Source organism: Caballeronia terrestris (assembly GCF_001544515.1).
Taxonomy (GTDB): domain Bacteria; phylum Pseudomonadota; class Gammaproteobacteria; order Burkholderiales; family Burkholderiaceae; genus Caballeronia; species Caballeronia terrestris.
Map to the genome: position 1 here is coordinate 1 of NZ_FCOL02000045.1, position 14,460 is coordinate 14,460.

18 protein-coding genes and 1 pseudogene are annotated in these 14,460 nt (G+C 60.2%); 14 read left to right on the plus strand and 5 right to left on the minus strand.

Annotated elements, in window-relative coordinates; genetic code table 11:
* Positions 1 to 286: 286 nt before the first annotated feature.
* Positions 287 to 1,774 carry a DHA2 family efflux MFS transporter permease subunit gene (locus AWB67_RS26155; RefSeq protein WP_374729849.1) on the minus strand — a complete coding sequence of 496 codons (1,488 nt, stop codon included), beginning with the start codon at positions 1,772 to 1,774 and terminating at the stop codon, positions 287 to 289.
* A gap of 139 nt (positions 1,775 to 1,913) precedes the next feature.
* Here AWB67_RS26155 and AWB67_RS26160 point away from each other — a divergent pair, with 139 nt between their 5' ends.
* The gene (locus AWB67_RS26160) at positions 1,914 to 2,366 is read left to right on the plus strand and encodes a MarR family winged helix-turn-helix transcriptional regulator (RefSeq protein ID WP_087659122.1); all 453 of its coding nucleotides are present in this window, start codon (positions 1,914 to 1,916) and stop codon (positions 2,364 to 2,366) included.
* A 6-nt stretch (positions 2,367 to 2,372) separates the two neighbouring features.
* On the opposite strand, the pseudogene AWB67_RS26165 reads toward AWB67_RS26160, so the two are convergent.
* A pseudogene (locus AWB67_RS26165) lies at positions 2,373 to 2,534 on the minus strand (aspartate 1-decarboxylase); the annotation flags it as partial.
* A 479-nt stretch (positions 2,535 to 3,013) separates the two neighbouring features.
* Between AWB67_RS26165 and AWB67_RS26170 the strand changes: the two are divergent.
* The gene (locus AWB67_RS26170; protein WP_087659123.1) at positions 3,014 to 3,292 is read left to right on the plus strand and encodes an HU family DNA-binding protein; all 279 of its coding nucleotides are present in this window, start codon (positions 3,014 to 3,016) and stop codon (positions 3,290 to 3,292) included.
* Between the two features lie 415 nt (positions 3,293 to 3,707).
* Here AWB67_RS26170 and AWB67_RS26175 read toward each other — a convergent pair whose 3' ends face one another.
* Genes AWB67_RS26175 through AWB67_RS26185 form a run of 3 tightly spaced genes read right to left on the minus strand, consistent with a single transcriptional unit; the run spans position 3,708 to position 4,694 of the window.
* A complete protein-coding gene (locus AWB67_RS26175; RefSeq protein WP_125477675.1) occupies positions 3,708 to 4,031 on the minus strand; it encodes a hypothetical protein in 324 nt (107 codons plus the stop codon).
* A gap of 7 nt (positions 4,032 to 4,038) precedes the next feature.
* Complete coding sequence (locus tag AWB67_RS26180) at positions 4,039 to 4,437, minus strand: hypothetical protein (RefSeq protein ID WP_125477676.1); 399 nt, start codon at positions 4,435 to 4,437, stop codon at positions 4,039 to 4,041.
* 14 nt (positions 4,438 to 4,451) lie between these two features.
* Complete coding sequence (locus AWB67_RS26185) at positions 4,452 to 4,694, minus strand: H-NS histone family protein (RefSeq protein WP_235025320.1); 243 nt, start codon at positions 4,692 to 4,694, stop codon at positions 4,452 to 4,454.
* A 39-nt stretch (positions 4,695 to 4,733) separates the two neighbouring features.
* On the opposite strand from AWB67_RS26185, the gene AWB67_RS26190 reads away from it, so the two are divergent.
* The 12 genes from AWB67_RS26190 (at position 4,734) to virB10 (ending at position 14,426) form a co-directional block, all read left to right on the plus strand.
* Positions 4,734 to 5,468 (plus strand): lytic transglycosylase domain-containing protein, encoded by a 735-nt coding sequence (locus tag AWB67_RS26190; protein ID WP_159964939.1) that lies wholly within the window; start codon positions 4,734 to 4,736, stop codon positions 5,466 to 5,468.
* Positions 5,469 to 5,471: 3 nt separating this feature from the next.
* A complete protein-coding gene (korA, locus tag AWB67_RS26195) occupies positions 5,472 to 5,759 on the plus strand; it encodes a KorA family transcriptional regulator (protein WP_087659128.1) in 288 nt (95 codons plus the stop codon).
* Complete coding sequence (locus AWB67_RS26200) at positions 5,759 to 6,094, plus strand: TrbC/VirB2 family protein (RefSeq protein ID WP_087659129.1); 336 nt, start codon at positions 5,759 to 5,761, stop codon at positions 6,092 to 6,094. Before korA ends, AWB67_RS26200 begins: the two co-directional genes overlap by 1 nt.
* A gap of 118 nt (positions 6,095 to 6,212) precedes the next feature.
* Positions 6,213 to 6,524: a VirB3 family type IV secretion system protein gene (locus AWB67_RS26205; RefSeq protein WP_087659130.1), complete on the plus strand. Its 312-nt coding sequence runs from the start codon at positions 6,213 to 6,215 to the stop codon at positions 6,522 to 6,524.
* Positions 6,476 to 9,163 carry a VirB4 family type IV secretion/conjugal transfer ATPase gene (locus AWB67_RS26210; protein ID WP_235025321.1) on the plus strand — a complete coding sequence of 896 codons (2,688 nt, stop codon included), beginning with the start codon at positions 6,476 to 6,478 and terminating at the stop codon, positions 9,161 to 9,163. The genes AWB67_RS26205 and AWB67_RS26210 overlap by 49 nt, the downstream gene beginning before the upstream one ends.
* A 21-nt stretch (positions 9,164 to 9,184) precedes the next feature.
* Entirely contained in the window at positions 9,185 to 9,910 is a 726-nt protein-coding gene (locus tag AWB67_RS26215) for a TrbJ/VirB5 family protein (protein WP_087659132.1), read from the plus strand.
* Between the two features lie 41 nt (positions 9,911 to 9,951).
* On the plus strand, positions 9,952 to 10,152 hold the full coding sequence (locus AWB67_RS43415; protein WP_235025324.1) for an EexN family lipoprotein: 201 nt from the start codon (positions 9,952 to 9,954) through the stop codon (positions 10,150 to 10,152).
* Between the two features lie 11 nt (positions 10,153 to 10,163).
* Positions 10,164 to 11,273, plus strand: a complete 1,110-nt coding sequence (locus tag AWB67_RS26225) for a TrbL/VirB6 family protein (RefSeq protein WP_087659134.1) — start codon at positions 10,164 to 10,166, stop codon at positions 11,271 to 11,273.
* A gap of 105 nt (positions 11,274 to 11,378) precedes the next feature.
* Complete coding sequence (locus AWB67_RS43420) at positions 11,379 to 11,558, plus strand: hypothetical protein (protein WP_374729850.1); 180 nt, start codon at positions 11,379 to 11,381, stop codon at positions 11,556 to 11,558.
* Between the two features lie 56 nt (positions 11,559 to 11,614).
* Positions 11,615 to 12,298 (plus strand): VirB8 family type IV secretion system protein, encoded by a 684-nt coding sequence (locus AWB67_RS26235; RefSeq protein WP_374729851.1) that lies wholly within the window; start codon positions 11,615 to 11,617, stop codon positions 12,296 to 12,298.
* Between the two features lie 2 nt (positions 12,299 to 12,300).
* On the plus strand, positions 12,301 to 13,251 hold the full coding sequence (locus AWB67_RS26240) for a TrbG/VirB9 family P-type conjugative transfer protein (RefSeq protein ID WP_200822307.1): 951 nt from the start codon (positions 12,301 to 12,303) through the stop codon (positions 13,249 to 13,251).
* A 128-nt stretch (positions 13,252 to 13,379) separates the two neighbouring features.
* Complete coding sequence (virB10, locus tag AWB67_RS26245; RefSeq protein ID WP_159964941.1) at positions 13,380 to 14,426, plus strand: type IV secretion system protein VirB10; 1,047 nt, start codon at positions 13,380 to 13,382, stop codon at positions 14,424 to 14,426.
* The last annotated feature ends 34 nt before the right edge of the window (positions 14,427 to 14,460 follow it).

Sequence of the window (14,460 nt, forward strand, 5' to 3'; positions counted from 1 at the left end):
GTCAAGCTCGTGCGACAAATGAGGAGCGAGTCAGCGGATTTCATCGGGGCCCGCAGCGTATGAGGCTGCAAACAGGCCGGATATAAAGCTGCAACCTATCCTGTCAAATCAGAGCACAAGAAGACCTGGCGCATCGGGGGCGTTCATATAAACTACGTTGACAACCGCCGTGAGCGCCAGTAGCTTCGCACGTGTCGGCTTACAGCGATCGTTGTCGTTCGACACCTTGGAACCTGGCCAAGTGGCGCCATGCGTTCTCTGCGCCTGCCTCTCATGGGGTCCCAACTCAGTCCATCGCGGCATGAACGAGATTCTCGTCCGGCACCTTCTGCGCTGGGCGGATCAGCAGGACGAGCGGCACGACCAGCAGCGTCGCGATGAACATGAGCTTGAAGTCGTTCAGGTATGCGATCATCGCGGCCTGCTGGTTGATCGACTGGTTGAGCACCGCCAGGTCGTAAGTCGAGCCGGTGGCGAGCATCGGCTGCATTGCAGGATTGAAGACGTTCACGTTGGCCGCGAGATCGGCGTGGGCAACCTGAGTGTTGCGCGTCATCAGCGTCTGCACGATCGAGATGCCGATACTGCTGCCGATATTACGCATTAGGCTGTAGATCGCGGTGCCGTCGGCGCGCAGTTCGGGCGCGAGCGTCGAGAAAGAGAGCGCGGAGAGCGGCACGAAAACGAGCCCAAGGCCGAAGCCTTGGACCACGCCGAGCCAGACGATGTCAGATGCCGACAGCACGATCGTGTAGTGCATCATCTGCCACAGCGCGAGCGCCGAGATCAGAAAGCCCGCGAGCAGCATCAGCCGCGCGTCGAAGCGCTTGAGCAGCCGTCCGGCGAACATCATTGCGATCATCGTGCCCGCGCCGCTCGGCGCCGTGACGAGGCCGGTGGTCGCGACGGGGTAGTTCATCAGGTTCTGCAGCATCGGCGGCAATAGCGCGCGGGTCGCGTACATGACCGCGCCGATGATGAAAATGAAGCACACGCCGGTCGCGAAGTTGCGATCCTTCAGCAATTCGTAGCGGAAGAACGATTTCGCGCCGGCCGTCGCGGTATGCGCAAGAAATAGCGCGAAGCTGATCGCGGCAAGCAGCGCCTCGATGCGGATCTCGAGCGAGCCGAACCAGTCGAGTTGTTCGCCGCGATCGAGCATCGCCTGGAACGCGCCGATCGCGAGACTCAAGGTGGCGAAGCCGAACCCGTCGAACTTTACGCCGTGCTTTGGCTCCGTCGCGGGCAGGAACGTCAACACACCGAAGAGCGCGAACGCGCCGATGGGCACGTTGATGAAGAACACCCAGCGCCAGTTGTAGCTGTCGGTGAGCCAGCCACCGAGCGTCGGTCCGAGGATCGGCCCGACCATCACGCCCATGCCCCACACGGCCATCGCCTGGCCCTGCTTTTCGCGCGGATTGATATCGAGCAGGATCGATTGCGAGAGCGGCACGAGCGATGCCCCGAAGATGCCTTGCAAAAGTCGCGAGCCAACGATCTGCCCGAGCGTCTCTGAAAGCCCGCAAAACGCCGACGCCACCGTGAATCCGGCAATCGATAACGCGAGCAGGCGTTTGACGCTCAGGCGGTCGGAGAGCCAGCCGGTGAGCGGCGTCGCGATCGCGGCCGCGACGATGTAGGAAGTCAGCACCCACGTGATCTCGTCCTGCGATGCCGAGAGCGTCCCCTGCATGTGCGGAAGCGCAACGTTGGCGATGGTGCTGTCGAGGGTCTGGATCAGCGTCGCGAGCATGATCGAGACGGTGAGCATGGGCCGGTTCAGCGGCGCGGCGCTCTTCGCCGTAACGGCTTCGGAAGACATGTGAAAGTGATTCGCCGGGTAGATGATAAGCATGCTTATTATAGTGCCGATAGCGGCGCTTACAGCGCGGGCTTTCTATAATCACGCGATGCAAACATCACTCGACAAACGTTTCGGCTTCCTCGTGTCCGACGTCGGCCGTCTGTGCGGCAAGCGGTTCGACGATCTCGCGAAGTCGTCTCTGGATCTCACGCGCGCGCAGTGCCGCGCGCTTGCTTACCTGTCGCACTACGGCGAAGTGAATCAGGCGCGACTCGCGGACCTGCTGGAGGTCGCGCCGATCTCGGCCGGGCGGCTGCTCGACCGCATGGAAGAGGGCGGCTGGATAGAGCGGTTTCAGAACGAGGATGACCGGCGCGTGCGGCAGGTGCGCATGACCGCGAAGGCGCACAAGGCTTTGGACAAGGCAAGGCGTGTCGGCGACAAGATCGCTTTAGAGGCGCTCGCTGGATTCAGTGCGGAGGAAAGCGAGCAGTTGATCGCGCTCCTTGCGCGCATCCGCTCGAATCTGGGACCGATCGTGGACCGATCGAACGAATAAGATCGCTTAGTTCCGTTGTGTGGGTGGCACGTGGTCGCGGCTGCCTTTAATGCGGTTCTTCTCATCGACGCGGTCCGGTTTCCACACCGTCTTCAATTCCGCTTCGCCTACCTGCGCGAACGCCGCGATGATCACCGGGTCTGCCAGTCGCACCCGGGGGGCTCCGCTTCACGCGCGTTCCCGGTAGGGCTGCCGCGGCGCCAGCGGCGACGCCGCAAGTCGGAGAGATGGATCAGAACCGCCTCGTAGCCCTCCCGACTGCAACGGAAAAGGCGCTCACCGACACGGCCAAATGGCCGCGACCTCGCCCACCGCCTTTTCTTGAGACGCTGCAGCAACTCGGCCATGCTCGCACTGGAGCGGCGTGCTGCAGGGCAAGATCCCTGCGCTTGAAACCGCGTACAGCACGCCGGCGCGACGAACTTAATGCGCTGCGGGAGGCGCAGTCAAGCCGCCGCAAGCCGCGTCGAAGGCACCGGGCTCACCGCTGCACAGCGCACGCCGAGCAGCACGGCAGTCAAAGCGGTGAGAGGAAGCCGGAGCGGGGCGGCCTAAGAAGGGCGCAATGCTTGCGCACGCTGGCTCAGGTAACATCTTGCCCTTTGCGACGTGCTCGATCGCTTATTAGAGGAAGAGGAGAAACCCGCATGAACAAGCAGGAATTGATCGATACGGTCGCCGCCGAAGCGGGCGTCGGCAAGCTCGCGGCCCAGGAACTGGTCGACGCGGTGATCCAGACCGTGACCGAGACCGTCGTCAACGACGAGACGGTTCAGTTGATCGGATTTGGAACCTTTGGCACCGGCAAGCGTGCGGCCCGCGCCGGACGCAATCCACAAACGGGCGAGACGCTGCAGATCGCCGCCGCGAAAACGGTGAAGTTCACTGCCGGTAAGGCGTTCAAAGACTCCGTCAACAAAGCGTAGGTCGCGGCTCGCCGCAGCTGGACGCGCATGCGTCGCGGGACTGGATCACAAGAGCTCGCCGTCAAGCCGTTCAAGGTTGACCTATTTCACCGCGGTTCGACGTTCGCGGCCGTCCGGATGGATGGAACGGATCATGACGGGTTGCCCGCGGGCCTCGCTCAGCACTCCAACGATTCTCTTGGCCGAAGCGCACGAGCGGCCCGCGCATCAGTTTGCGCTTGCGGTCGGTTGATGTTGAGCGAGGGTGGCAAGGTGGGGCCGTCCCGTGCCATCGACCCTTCTCTACACAAAGCTCGCCGCCTGCTACGAGTAGTGCGAGATCGACTTATTCAAACACTCAACTCCGCCAATCGGCGCGATCAAGTGGGAAGCCTACTTATTCGGAGGCGGCCGCTAGAGCTAGACGGCTAGACGCTCACAAAGTCGAATTTCCAAACTTCGAAATAACTGAGTCGACTGCTGACGCGTCGGCGGCCGCGCCAGGGCAGGAATTCAGATAGTCCCGGCGCGCCTTCGGTGTCGCGGTCAGATCCATATGGCCGTTGTGCGTTTCAATGATCGATAAGAAGTCGCCGATGCCTTGCGAGCAGCCGTCCTGACTGTTGCCGTTGCCATGAATGCCGCCTTGAACCTTGCCTGCCATGCAAATCAACGACTGGCATGGATCTTTTGCAAGTGCTGCAAAAGGCGCACATAGGGCAACCAACGCCGCAATATTTACAGTTAAATAACGGGTCATATCGTCCCTACCAGTATTTATTCCGTCGAATCGTAAGACAATTTATCAAGCTCTCGTAAAATCCCAGCGCCAGTATCAATATGATGATTGTGCCACCTGCAATCATCGAGAGATGCCGGTCGCGCCAGTGGTTCATCCCTTCCATCACCAAGACGAGAAGAAGTCCGATGATGCCGAGCTTGAATACCAATCTCGCGGGCCGTGCGAGAACGAGCAGCAGGGACAGCAGTAGGTCCACCAATCCATTCCACAACGCGCGCACCGAAACCAGCGCGACGTTCTTCATTGCGCGCGCCACGCGCCGAGAGACGGGCGTGCCCTGTCGTGCGGCCGCCTCCTGAGCCGCCGACCCCGAAGCTTGAGGACCGCGTTTTCGTCCGGCTGAAAGGGGAACGACTTTACCCATTGCTCAACCTCCTTTCAGATTACGAAGTCCGAGAGCTGCGCACCTTGTTCCAAATAGGCTCTTAACCAGTCCGGCCGCTTGCCGCGACCGCTCCAGGTGTTGAACGGATTAGCCGGATCACGATAGCGCGGTTCTCCCTTAGGGGGCTTTTCCGCCTGCGGGACGAATTGAACCTGATTCACCGCCCGCACTGTTTTTTTCTGCTGCCCGGGCTTTTTCGCGCCCTGCGTTGACACCGCTCGTTTTTTGTCTATCATAAGCATTAATCGTTATAGATGCAATTTCAAGGATTAACGATGCGAAGCTTGCTCGTTTGCTCGATCCTGCTTGCGGCGTCCCTGACGGGTGCGCCAGCGATCGCCGCGGCAGTCATGCCGGCAGAGATTGCGGCGCTCGCGAACGCGTGCTATCCGAACGTTCATCCAGTGACGATGGGCTCGATCGTGGCCCATGAATCGACCAACCGGCAATTCGCCATCAACGTCAACGGCAATTATCGCCTGCCTCGGCAGCCTGTTGATGCTGACGAGGCAGCAGCCACCATCGATTGGCTGCAGGCGAAGGGCATGAACTTCGACGTCGGCTTGGGCCAAGTGAACTCAGCCAACATTGCAGCACTCGGATTGACTGGCCGACAGTTGCTTGACCCCTGCACGAATCTGCGGGCGGCGACAACCGTGCTGACGGCCTGCTACGTCCGGGCGGTAAAAGATCATGGGGAAGGGCAAAAAGCCCTGTTGCACGCCCTTTCCTGCTACAACACGGGTTCGCAAACGCGTGGGTTGTCGAACGGCTATGTGAAGGCCGTTGTCGCGCAGGCGCGAGTTCTACAAATCCCTGCCTTGTCGAGTGACGCGAGGGCGGTGAGTGGAGCGCAACCCATGTCTGCCGCTGCGATCAGCAGCGACAAATCAGGCGGCAAGCGGCTGATCAAAGCCGTCGCCGCGACCGCTGACAGGGACGACGAAAGTCAAGGCGCGTTCGCTCACGGCGACCCCGGTGCATTCGGCTCGGAGAAGCCGGAGCCATGACGAATGCAGATTTTCTTGATCCCTCAGCGACAGCTGGAGGACGAAGCTAAACGCGGTCGCGTACAGGCGGTTTCGATTCAACGAGTCGCGATCAAGCAGTGGTTTCCGCTCTTTGAAATCGGCGACGACCGCGCAAACGTTGTCGTGTGTTCGATCCGCGTACAGGCAACCGAAGAGGTGCGCTACTGGGCCGACCTGAGATTGTTGATTGAATGGCTTCGCGAGAAATGCGGAGTTGAAAGCTGTTCGTTGTTGCTGTCGGATTGGAATCCCAAACCCGGAGAGCCTTGATGAACGTCGCAACAGTTCGCACCATTGCCCGTCCGGTCGCTAGCCTCGCCGCGACCCTCAATCGAGCCCTGCTGGTGACAGGGGCCTTCGTCCTTACCTTCCTCGCCTCGTCGAACGCATTTGCGGCTGGCATTGATACCGGCTCATCGTCCATGGCCTCATTGCAGGCCTGGATGATGGAGTGGATTCCGATCGGTGCGGCGCTCCTCATCATCGCCTGCGCTCTCGGTTGGATTGCACACTTGGTTCGCGCGGATTTCGCAGTGCGCTGCGTGGTGGGCCTCATTGTTGTCGGTTCGGCCTCGTACCTCGTCGGCCTGTTCGGTATCGCCTAGCCGGCCGCCGGCACACCGACTGGCCACCGGTTGGGCAATCGTTGGGCCACCGATTGGAAAGCGATAACAAGGCTGGTCTCAGGCGGGCTCCCAGGTCGATTCTCTGAGAGGTGCGACCATGAAAGCAGGAGAATTTCCTCTCTTCAAAGGCGCGACGCGCTTGCCTACGTATGCGGGCATACCGCGTACCCCGTTTCTGCTCATCTTCATGGTGTGCGGCGCGCTGTTCATGCTGATTCACTTCTGGACGTTCCTGCTGTTCGTCTTGCTGTGGTTTGTCTGCTTCTGCATCACCAAGCACGACGATCGCATGTTCCGAATTATTGGCCTCGCGTTCAGAACAAAAGTGGTGAATCGCATCGACTCGCCATTCACCAAGCGGTGGGGCGGTTCAAGCCATTCCACGGTGAACTACCAGGTGAAGAAATAATGGCTATTTCCGTTCGCCACGCGACGGCCGACACGGGCTACCGGAAAGAGCCATCGGCGGTGAAGTTCTTGCCGTACTCCTACCACGTCACTGACCACATCGTGAGCACGGTCACTAACGAATACTTGATAACCTTCCGCGTTCGCGGCCGCTCGCACGAGAGCGCCTCGGACTGGGAACACATCAACTGGCGTCGCGATTTGAATCAACTGTTCAAGACGGTGGGCAACGAGCACGTCAAATTTTGGGTGCACTTGCACCATCATCAGACCGACCGCTACCCGGTAAGCGAATTCGCATCGACATTCGCTCGCGAGCTCGACCGCAAGTATCGCAAGCGCTTTGAAGATGTGCCTTTGATGACCAACGACTGGTATCTGAGTGTTGTGTACAACCCGGTCGGCGACTTTACGCAGAAATTCCTCGCGCGCTTCGAGCGCCCGTCGCGAGAGGATCTCCTGGACCTCCAGGCCGAAGCCATTGCGAGCCTCGAAGATATCGCATCGCAAGTTACCGGCTCGATGCGCGCCTACGGCATCGAAACACTTGGTGTGTACTACCGCGATGAGCGTGGCAACCGTATCGCTGCAACTGAAACCGAGGAATCTGACGACGAGCCGGACCTCGACGACATTCTGGCGGACGCTAACGCCGCTGCCGACACCGCTGCCGACACCGATACTGCGGATAGCGCGGGTCCTGCGCGTGCACGGCGCGCCGTGCCGCCCGGTCGCCAGTTCGCTTTTTCGAGCGCGCTCGAGTTCGTGAGCTTCCTGGCCAACGACGAGTGGCAACCCGTGCCGGTCACGCGCGATCGAGCGCGCGAAAGCATGTTGTACAACCGCACCGTCAGCTCGCTTTTTGGCGATGTGATGCAGAGTCGCCGCATCGATGCGGACAAGTACATCGCCGGCGTCGAGGTGGTGGACTTCCCGGAAACAACCGAACCCGGCCAGCTCAACATTCTGATGGAAGCGGAGTTCGAGTTCGTGCTGTCGCAGCAGTATTGCTGCATGTCGAGCATGGCCGCCGGCGTGTTCCTGTCCAATCAGGAAAAGGCGATGCTCGAAACGCAGGACAAAAGCCGTTCGCAAATTGCGCAGATGGCCGATGCAGCGGATGACGTGGTTTCGCGTCGCGTCACGATGGGCCTGTACTACGGTTGCCTGCACGTCACGGCGGATACGCCAAAGCAAGCACAGCGTCGTGCGCGAGCGGCGCGCGTGATGCTGAACGCGTGCTCGGTGGTGGCTGGATCGGTCGGCCTCGCCTCAGACGCGGCATGGTGGTCGCGTCTGCCGGGAAACCATGCGCTGGCACCCCGTCCGGTGCCGATCAACAGCATGAACTATCTGTCGTTCGCGCCGTTCCATAATTTTATGGTCGGCAAGCCCGATGGCAACCCGTGGGGGCCCGCTGTCGCGCTGCTCAAGACCGTCACGGGCACGCCGTTGTTTTTCAACTGGCATTCGTCGCCGATCAATGACAACTCGCTCGGCCACCGCCCGCCTGGGCACGCGATCTTGCTCGGCAAGACGGGCTCCGGCAAGACGACGCTGCTCAACGCCTTGATCTCCTTTTCTACCAAGTTCAGGCCTCGCCAGTTCATCTATGACGTGGGGCTTGGCATGTATCCGCTTGTCGCTGCGCTCGGTGGCTTGTACACGGTGTTGCGCGACGGCGAGCCGACTGGCTGGCAACCCGCGCAGCTCGCGCCGACGACAGCGAACATCCGAATGGTGAAGCGCCTGGTGCGGATCTGTGCCGAGACGTCACTCGAAGGCCCGCTCACTCATGACGAAGTCAAGCAGACCAACGATGCCGTCGAGGCGGTCATGGGTGAGGAGTCGCTCTTCAAGCAGATTGAGACGCGGACCTTCACGGCGATCGTGCAGAACGTTCCGCGTCCGTATCAGGTGGGCGCCGGCGAGCGTCCATCGCTCGCATCGCTGCTGGAGCCGTGGTGCCGGGGTGGCGAGCACGGCTGGCTGTTCGACAATGATTCCGATGAACTCGATCTGAGTCAGCGCGACGTGTTCGGATTCGATCTGACGGACTTTATCGTCGGTCCAGGTCAAAAGGCGCCGATCGCGCGTACGCCGCTACTCATGTATCTGCTGTATCGCGTGCGTTCGTCCATCGACGGCAAGCGGCGCGTCATCCAAACGTTTGACGAGTTCGCCCAATACCTGGACGACCCGACCATAACCCTCGAAGTGAAGCGCGGCCTGAAAACCGACCGGAAGAAGGACTGCATCTACGTTTTCGCGACGCAGGAAGCCAATGATGCGCTTGATAGCACGATCGGCAAAACGATTGTGCAGGCGTGCGTGACCAAAGTCATGCTCTACAACCCGGAAGCCACGCCCGCCGATTACCTCGACTATCTCAAGCTCACCCAGGCCGAGTTGGACGCGATGCTGTCGATTCCGGAAGACAGCCGCCAGTTCGTCGTCAAACAGGGTAATCAATCGGCTCTTGCAGTGATGGACCTGACGGGCATGGACGACGAGATCGCCATCCTTTCCGGCACGCCCGACAACGCCGAGCGGTTGGACAGCGTGATGCGGCGTCTTGGGACGGACGACCCCGATAAGTGGATGCCCGCGTACTTCGATGCTGTTCGCCGCAAGGCATAACCAGGAGACAGGAGCCACACCATGCAGAAATCACGCGTTGCCGTTTCTGTCGCGCTTGCTGTGGTGCTCGTGCCGCTTTCGCCCCTTGGGAGTCGTGCCCAGGTGGTGGTCACCGATCCTCTCGGTCAAGTCCAATGGGTTCAGCAGGTGACGACGCTGAGCCAACAGCTCACGACCTTGAAAAACCAACTTCAGACGCAAGAAGCTCAATATCGATCACTCACGGGCAGCACCGGCATTGGCGGCCTGATTCCCCGCGACGCCTCGATGCTGCGCACCAATCTGCCATCGAACTGGTCGCAAGTGTACGGCGACGTGCTCAACGGCGGCAGCTCCGGCTACAACACGCGCACCACGCAAATCGTCAACGCCATCAAGTCGAAGATCGACGGGATGGGTCGCGGCGAGGCGCTCGACTATGCCAACAGCCAGATCGAAGCGAAGGGCGCGACCGATCGGGCGATGGGCGAGCAAGCCTACAACAATGAAATGGCCGAGCTCAACACCATTCAGTCGCTGACGAGCCAAATCGACGCGACCAGCACGCCCAAAGAGATTGCGGACCTACAGGCGCGTATTTCGACGGCGCGCGGCGCCATCGAAGCCGAACAGACCAAGCTCAACCTCATGGCGTCGCTTCAGCAATCACAGGACAAGATTCTGCAACAGCAGCAAATCCAAGCGGTGCGCCGCTATGGCATCGGCACAGCCACGGACGACAACACAGCTCCGACAATCACTCCCTAAGCTCACTACTGGACCTGTCACCCATGCAAAAAGCAGCCTTAATGCTCTTATCGCTCTCGATCCTTTCCGCTTGTGGGAAGGATGCTGACCATCCAGCGCAAACTAAGGATTGGTACCTACAACATGATAAGGAGCGCCTAGCTCGTGTGTCTGAGTGCAATAACGACGCGGCACAGAAGGTAACACCGGACTGTCAAAACGCCTTGGACGCAGAAGCGCAGGTTTTTGCGTTTGGAAAATAGGTCTATTCCTTATGGCGACCTACAACGCAACGTCGCAGATTTTCACGTACATGGACACCGTCGTATCTGAGTTCGTGGCAACGAATCTGTCGAATGTCGTGAGCTTTGTCGCGCCGATGGTCGCGCTGGGTCTGACGATGGCGCTAATGATCGAGGGGTTATTTCTCATGGGCCGACCGAATGGCGAGCCGCTCAGCTCGCTCGTCAATCGGTTCGTGAGATACGCCATCATCGTCAGCATAGCGAGCGCAGGCGGGTGGTATCAGACGACACTCGCCAACACGGCGATGCACATTCCCGACGAGTTGGCTTCAGTGTTTATCGTCAACGGGCAGTCCGGCGCAAATGCGCAATCGACGATCTCCAACTCGATCGATCAGGCGATGGACAACGGGCTGACCGTAGCAAAAAAGGCGTTCGAGCACGCGGGCGTATTAAGCGGCCCGCATCTCGCGAGCCTTGTCCTCGGGATCACAGTTCTCTTCGTTACGGCGATCATGTGCGGCATCGGCGCAGGCTTGATCCTGATGTCAAAGGTCATGCTCGGCATAACCGTTTGCTTTGGCCCGATCTTCATCTTCTTGTTGGTGTTCGAAAGCACGAAGTCACTCTTCACCCGGTGGATGGGGTCGGTCATCAACTACGGCTTAGTAACCGTGCTGTTTTCCGCCGTATTCGGCTTGTTGTTGTACTTCTTCAAGGCCGCAGTTGGGGCAGCAGCTGTGGACAACCCAACCTCGCCGGTCATGGTCTCCATCGTCACCTGCGTATTGGTGCTCGTCATTACCTGGTTCGTGCTGAAGGAAATCCCGCATATGGCTTCGTCCTGGGGGCAGGGCGTGTCAGCCGATATCTTCCGGCACATGCGGCAAAACCGGGGCGGTGGAAGCAGCAACAGTGGTGGCGCCGACAAAGGCAGCGGCGGGGGCAACGCCGGTCAATCCGGCGGCGCTGGTTCGCGCGGTGCCGCCAATGCAGCGGGGTCCGCGGGCTCAGCGGGGTCGGCGAGATCGGCCGGGTCAGCAGGGTCAGCCGGGTCAGCAGCCAACTCAGCATCTTCCGGGCAGGCCGCGCAGGCACCTACAAACGGTCTTGCACGAGGCTCGCGCCGCTCCACGTGACTAACGTCGTCGAACATTAGTCATTGAAAGCGCGGTTTCAAGGACGTACCATGGTTTTGCGTGATCAAACCTGAGAGGGTCGCGAGCATGAGATTCCCTTTTGCAATGGCTTGTTGCACGGTGCTCGCGCTTGGCGGATGCACGAGCACGCCCAAGCCTCCGCCGGAGCCGGACATGAGCCGCATGAGTCCGGTGAACAAGACCCTGCCAAGCGAGCTTGTCGGCAAAGCGGTCCTTCCATTGAAAACGCCCGTCCAGCAATGGAAGGCTGGGGATGCGAAGTGAAAAGCGATCCGCAGAACATCGCGCGGGCCGAGCGCAAAGCCGTCACGCGGGCTGAAATGGACGTCTACCGAAAGGAGCGCGGCAGCGCCGAAATCGATTTGCTCGATGAGGTCTTGCTGTCGCGCAAGCGTGCGTGGCAAGTCGCCGCGGGCTTTGCGGCATTTGCGCTACTCGCGTGGGGCGTCGCGGGCGGCACGATGTTGCGTTACGCACAACCCTTGCCGCAATACCTGCTCACGCTCAACAAGTCCACCGGCGAACTATCGCAAGTGTCGATCGTCACGCAGAGCATGGGCATGGACGAAGCGACGGACCAGTATTGGGTGTCGCAGTTCGTCATCCACCGCGAAGCCTACGACTTCAATGCGGGACAGACGGATTATGATTTTCTGCGCCTGACTGCGGCGGGGCAGGTGGCCGACGACTACTTACAGCAGTATCGCGGCGCAAAGCCGAAGGACAAGGTGCTTGGCGACTCGGAAAGTACCTCGGTGCATATCAATTCGGTCATTGTCGATACCAAGCACCGCGTCGCAACGGTTCGCTACACGACCACGAAGCGCTATCGCGACCGGCCGAATGCCGATCCACCGCAGTATTGGATTGCCACGCTCGCCTATGACTACGTGCGCCGCCCAATGAACGCTGCCGAGCGGTTTATCAACCCGGCTGGCTTCCAGGTCACCAGTTTTAGGCCCAACCCGGAAAGTCCGGCGAACGTGGGCAGGGTAGGGGGCTGACCATGAAGCGCATGAGACCCTTCCGAGCCTTTGGACCTATCGGACCCATCCGACCCATCCAACTTCTCGCACCCATTGGACTTGCAGCACTGGCGGCTGCTGTGGTGTTCGCGTCGTCGCCGGCCACGGCCGTGTCGCCAAAGAAGAACTCACCCTACGACTATCGCATCAAGTCAGTAATCTACAACCCGCTCGATACGGTCGAACTGAATGCTGTGCTCGGCATCCAGATTCATATCACGGTCAGCAAGGATGAAAAGTACGTCACGCACGCCTTTGGCGACACCAAGGCATGGCAGTTCACGCATAGCGGCAACAATTTCTTCGTCCGCCCGACAGCCGATCTGAGCGATACCAACCTCACGATCGTGACTGACAAACACACGTACAACATCCTGCTTCACTTCATCGGCCATTACACGAAGCAGGGCGCGGACGGTCAGCCGGTGCGGGCGTTCATCAATAACCCGTGGTCGATGAAACAGGCGACGATCGAGCTGAATTATCAGTACCCGAGCGAGGAGTCCGCGAAGGCCAGGGCTGCGATCTCCAAAGCGCAGTTGAAGCAGGCGATGGCTCGGACCGACCCGAATGCAACCTTTAACGTCGACTATCAAATGTCGGCCGATCCAGCGTCGGCGTCCATCGCGCCGGTCAACGTGTGGGATGACTTCCGCTTCACATACTTCAAATTCGCAGCCAACGCCGAGCTGCCTGAGATTTTTGTCATCAGTTCCGATGGCAAGGAAAGCACGGTGAACACGCACGTGGAAGGCGCAGACCACAACATCATCGTCGCCGAAACGACCGCCACGGCGTGGCGCGTGCGCTACGGCCAGAAGAAGGTGATCGGCATTGTCAATGGCGCGTTCGACCCGTCGCGTGGTGCGACGCCGAGCGGTACGGTTGTCCCGGGCTTCAGGCGGGTCATGAAAAGCGAGAACGAGCAATGAGCCGGCGCGAACAGAACATCGATGACCTGGTCGACGAAAACCCACCGATCGACGGCGGGCGCGACTCATTTGCGAGCGTCGTCGCGTCCCGTCACCGAATCCAGGGCATGCGCGCGTTCGTTGCGCTGATGGTCATCCTCGGCATCGGCCTGATCGGCTGGATCATGTACCGGAAGCTGCACCCACCCGGCGGCCCTGAAGTCCAGGCTAAACAGCAGGTTCCAAACATGCTGCCTAAGTATGACTTCTCGACCGACCCGAACGGTGCTGCATCGCCCCCGACGCCGGCGAGTGTGGCGGCGGTGGCGGCCGCGGCGGCGGCACCGCAACAGCCGCAACCGACACGCGCGCAGGCCGGAGGAAAGCGCGAACTGACGCCAGAAGAAAAGGCCTATCAGCGCCGGCTCGATGCTGACAGCTCGACCGTGCAAGAGACGCCGCAGGGTGCGGGCAGTACGGTACAACGAGTCGCGGCGCAAGGCGCGGGCTCAGAATCCGCACCCGCCAGTGCTGACAGCGTGGCACTTGCCTCAAGGATGCACGGTGTCGGCATCGGCCGCGTCATGGCAAGCACCTTCAAGCAGCCGAGCCTGACGGTGCCCGCTGGCACGATGATTCAGTGTGGCACGGCAACCGAGCTGGATACCACCGTGCCGGGACAGATCAAGTGCCACGTAAGCCAGGACGTGTATTCGTTCAATCACAAGGTCCGGCTGATCGACAAGGGCGCAACGGTCGTCGGCGAAGCGAGCGGCGGCATCAAGGGCGGTCAGGCCCGCGTGTTCGCGTTGTGGACTCGGCTCGTCAATTCGGACGGCGCGACGATCAGCCTCAACAGCCCCGGCACGAACTCGCTTGGCAGCGCTGGGATTCCCGGACAGGTCGATTCACACTTTTGGGAACGGTTTGGCCCCGCCATTCTCATTTCGATCATTTCGGACTTTGGCGACGCGGGCGTCCAGTACGCGGCGAACAAAGCGAGCAACGGCGGAACGAACATCAATTTCGATAACACGTCGCAAACGTCTGATTCACTTGCTCGTGAAGCCCTTGCCGCGACGATCAACATTCCGCCGACGCTGTACGACCAGCAGGGCGATCACGTAGCGATTTTTGTGCGGCAAGACCTCGATTTCAGCAACGTCTATGAGTTGAATGCCGATGCCACTCCATAAAGTCCAGTCGTTCATTGCCTCGGACCATGCGGTC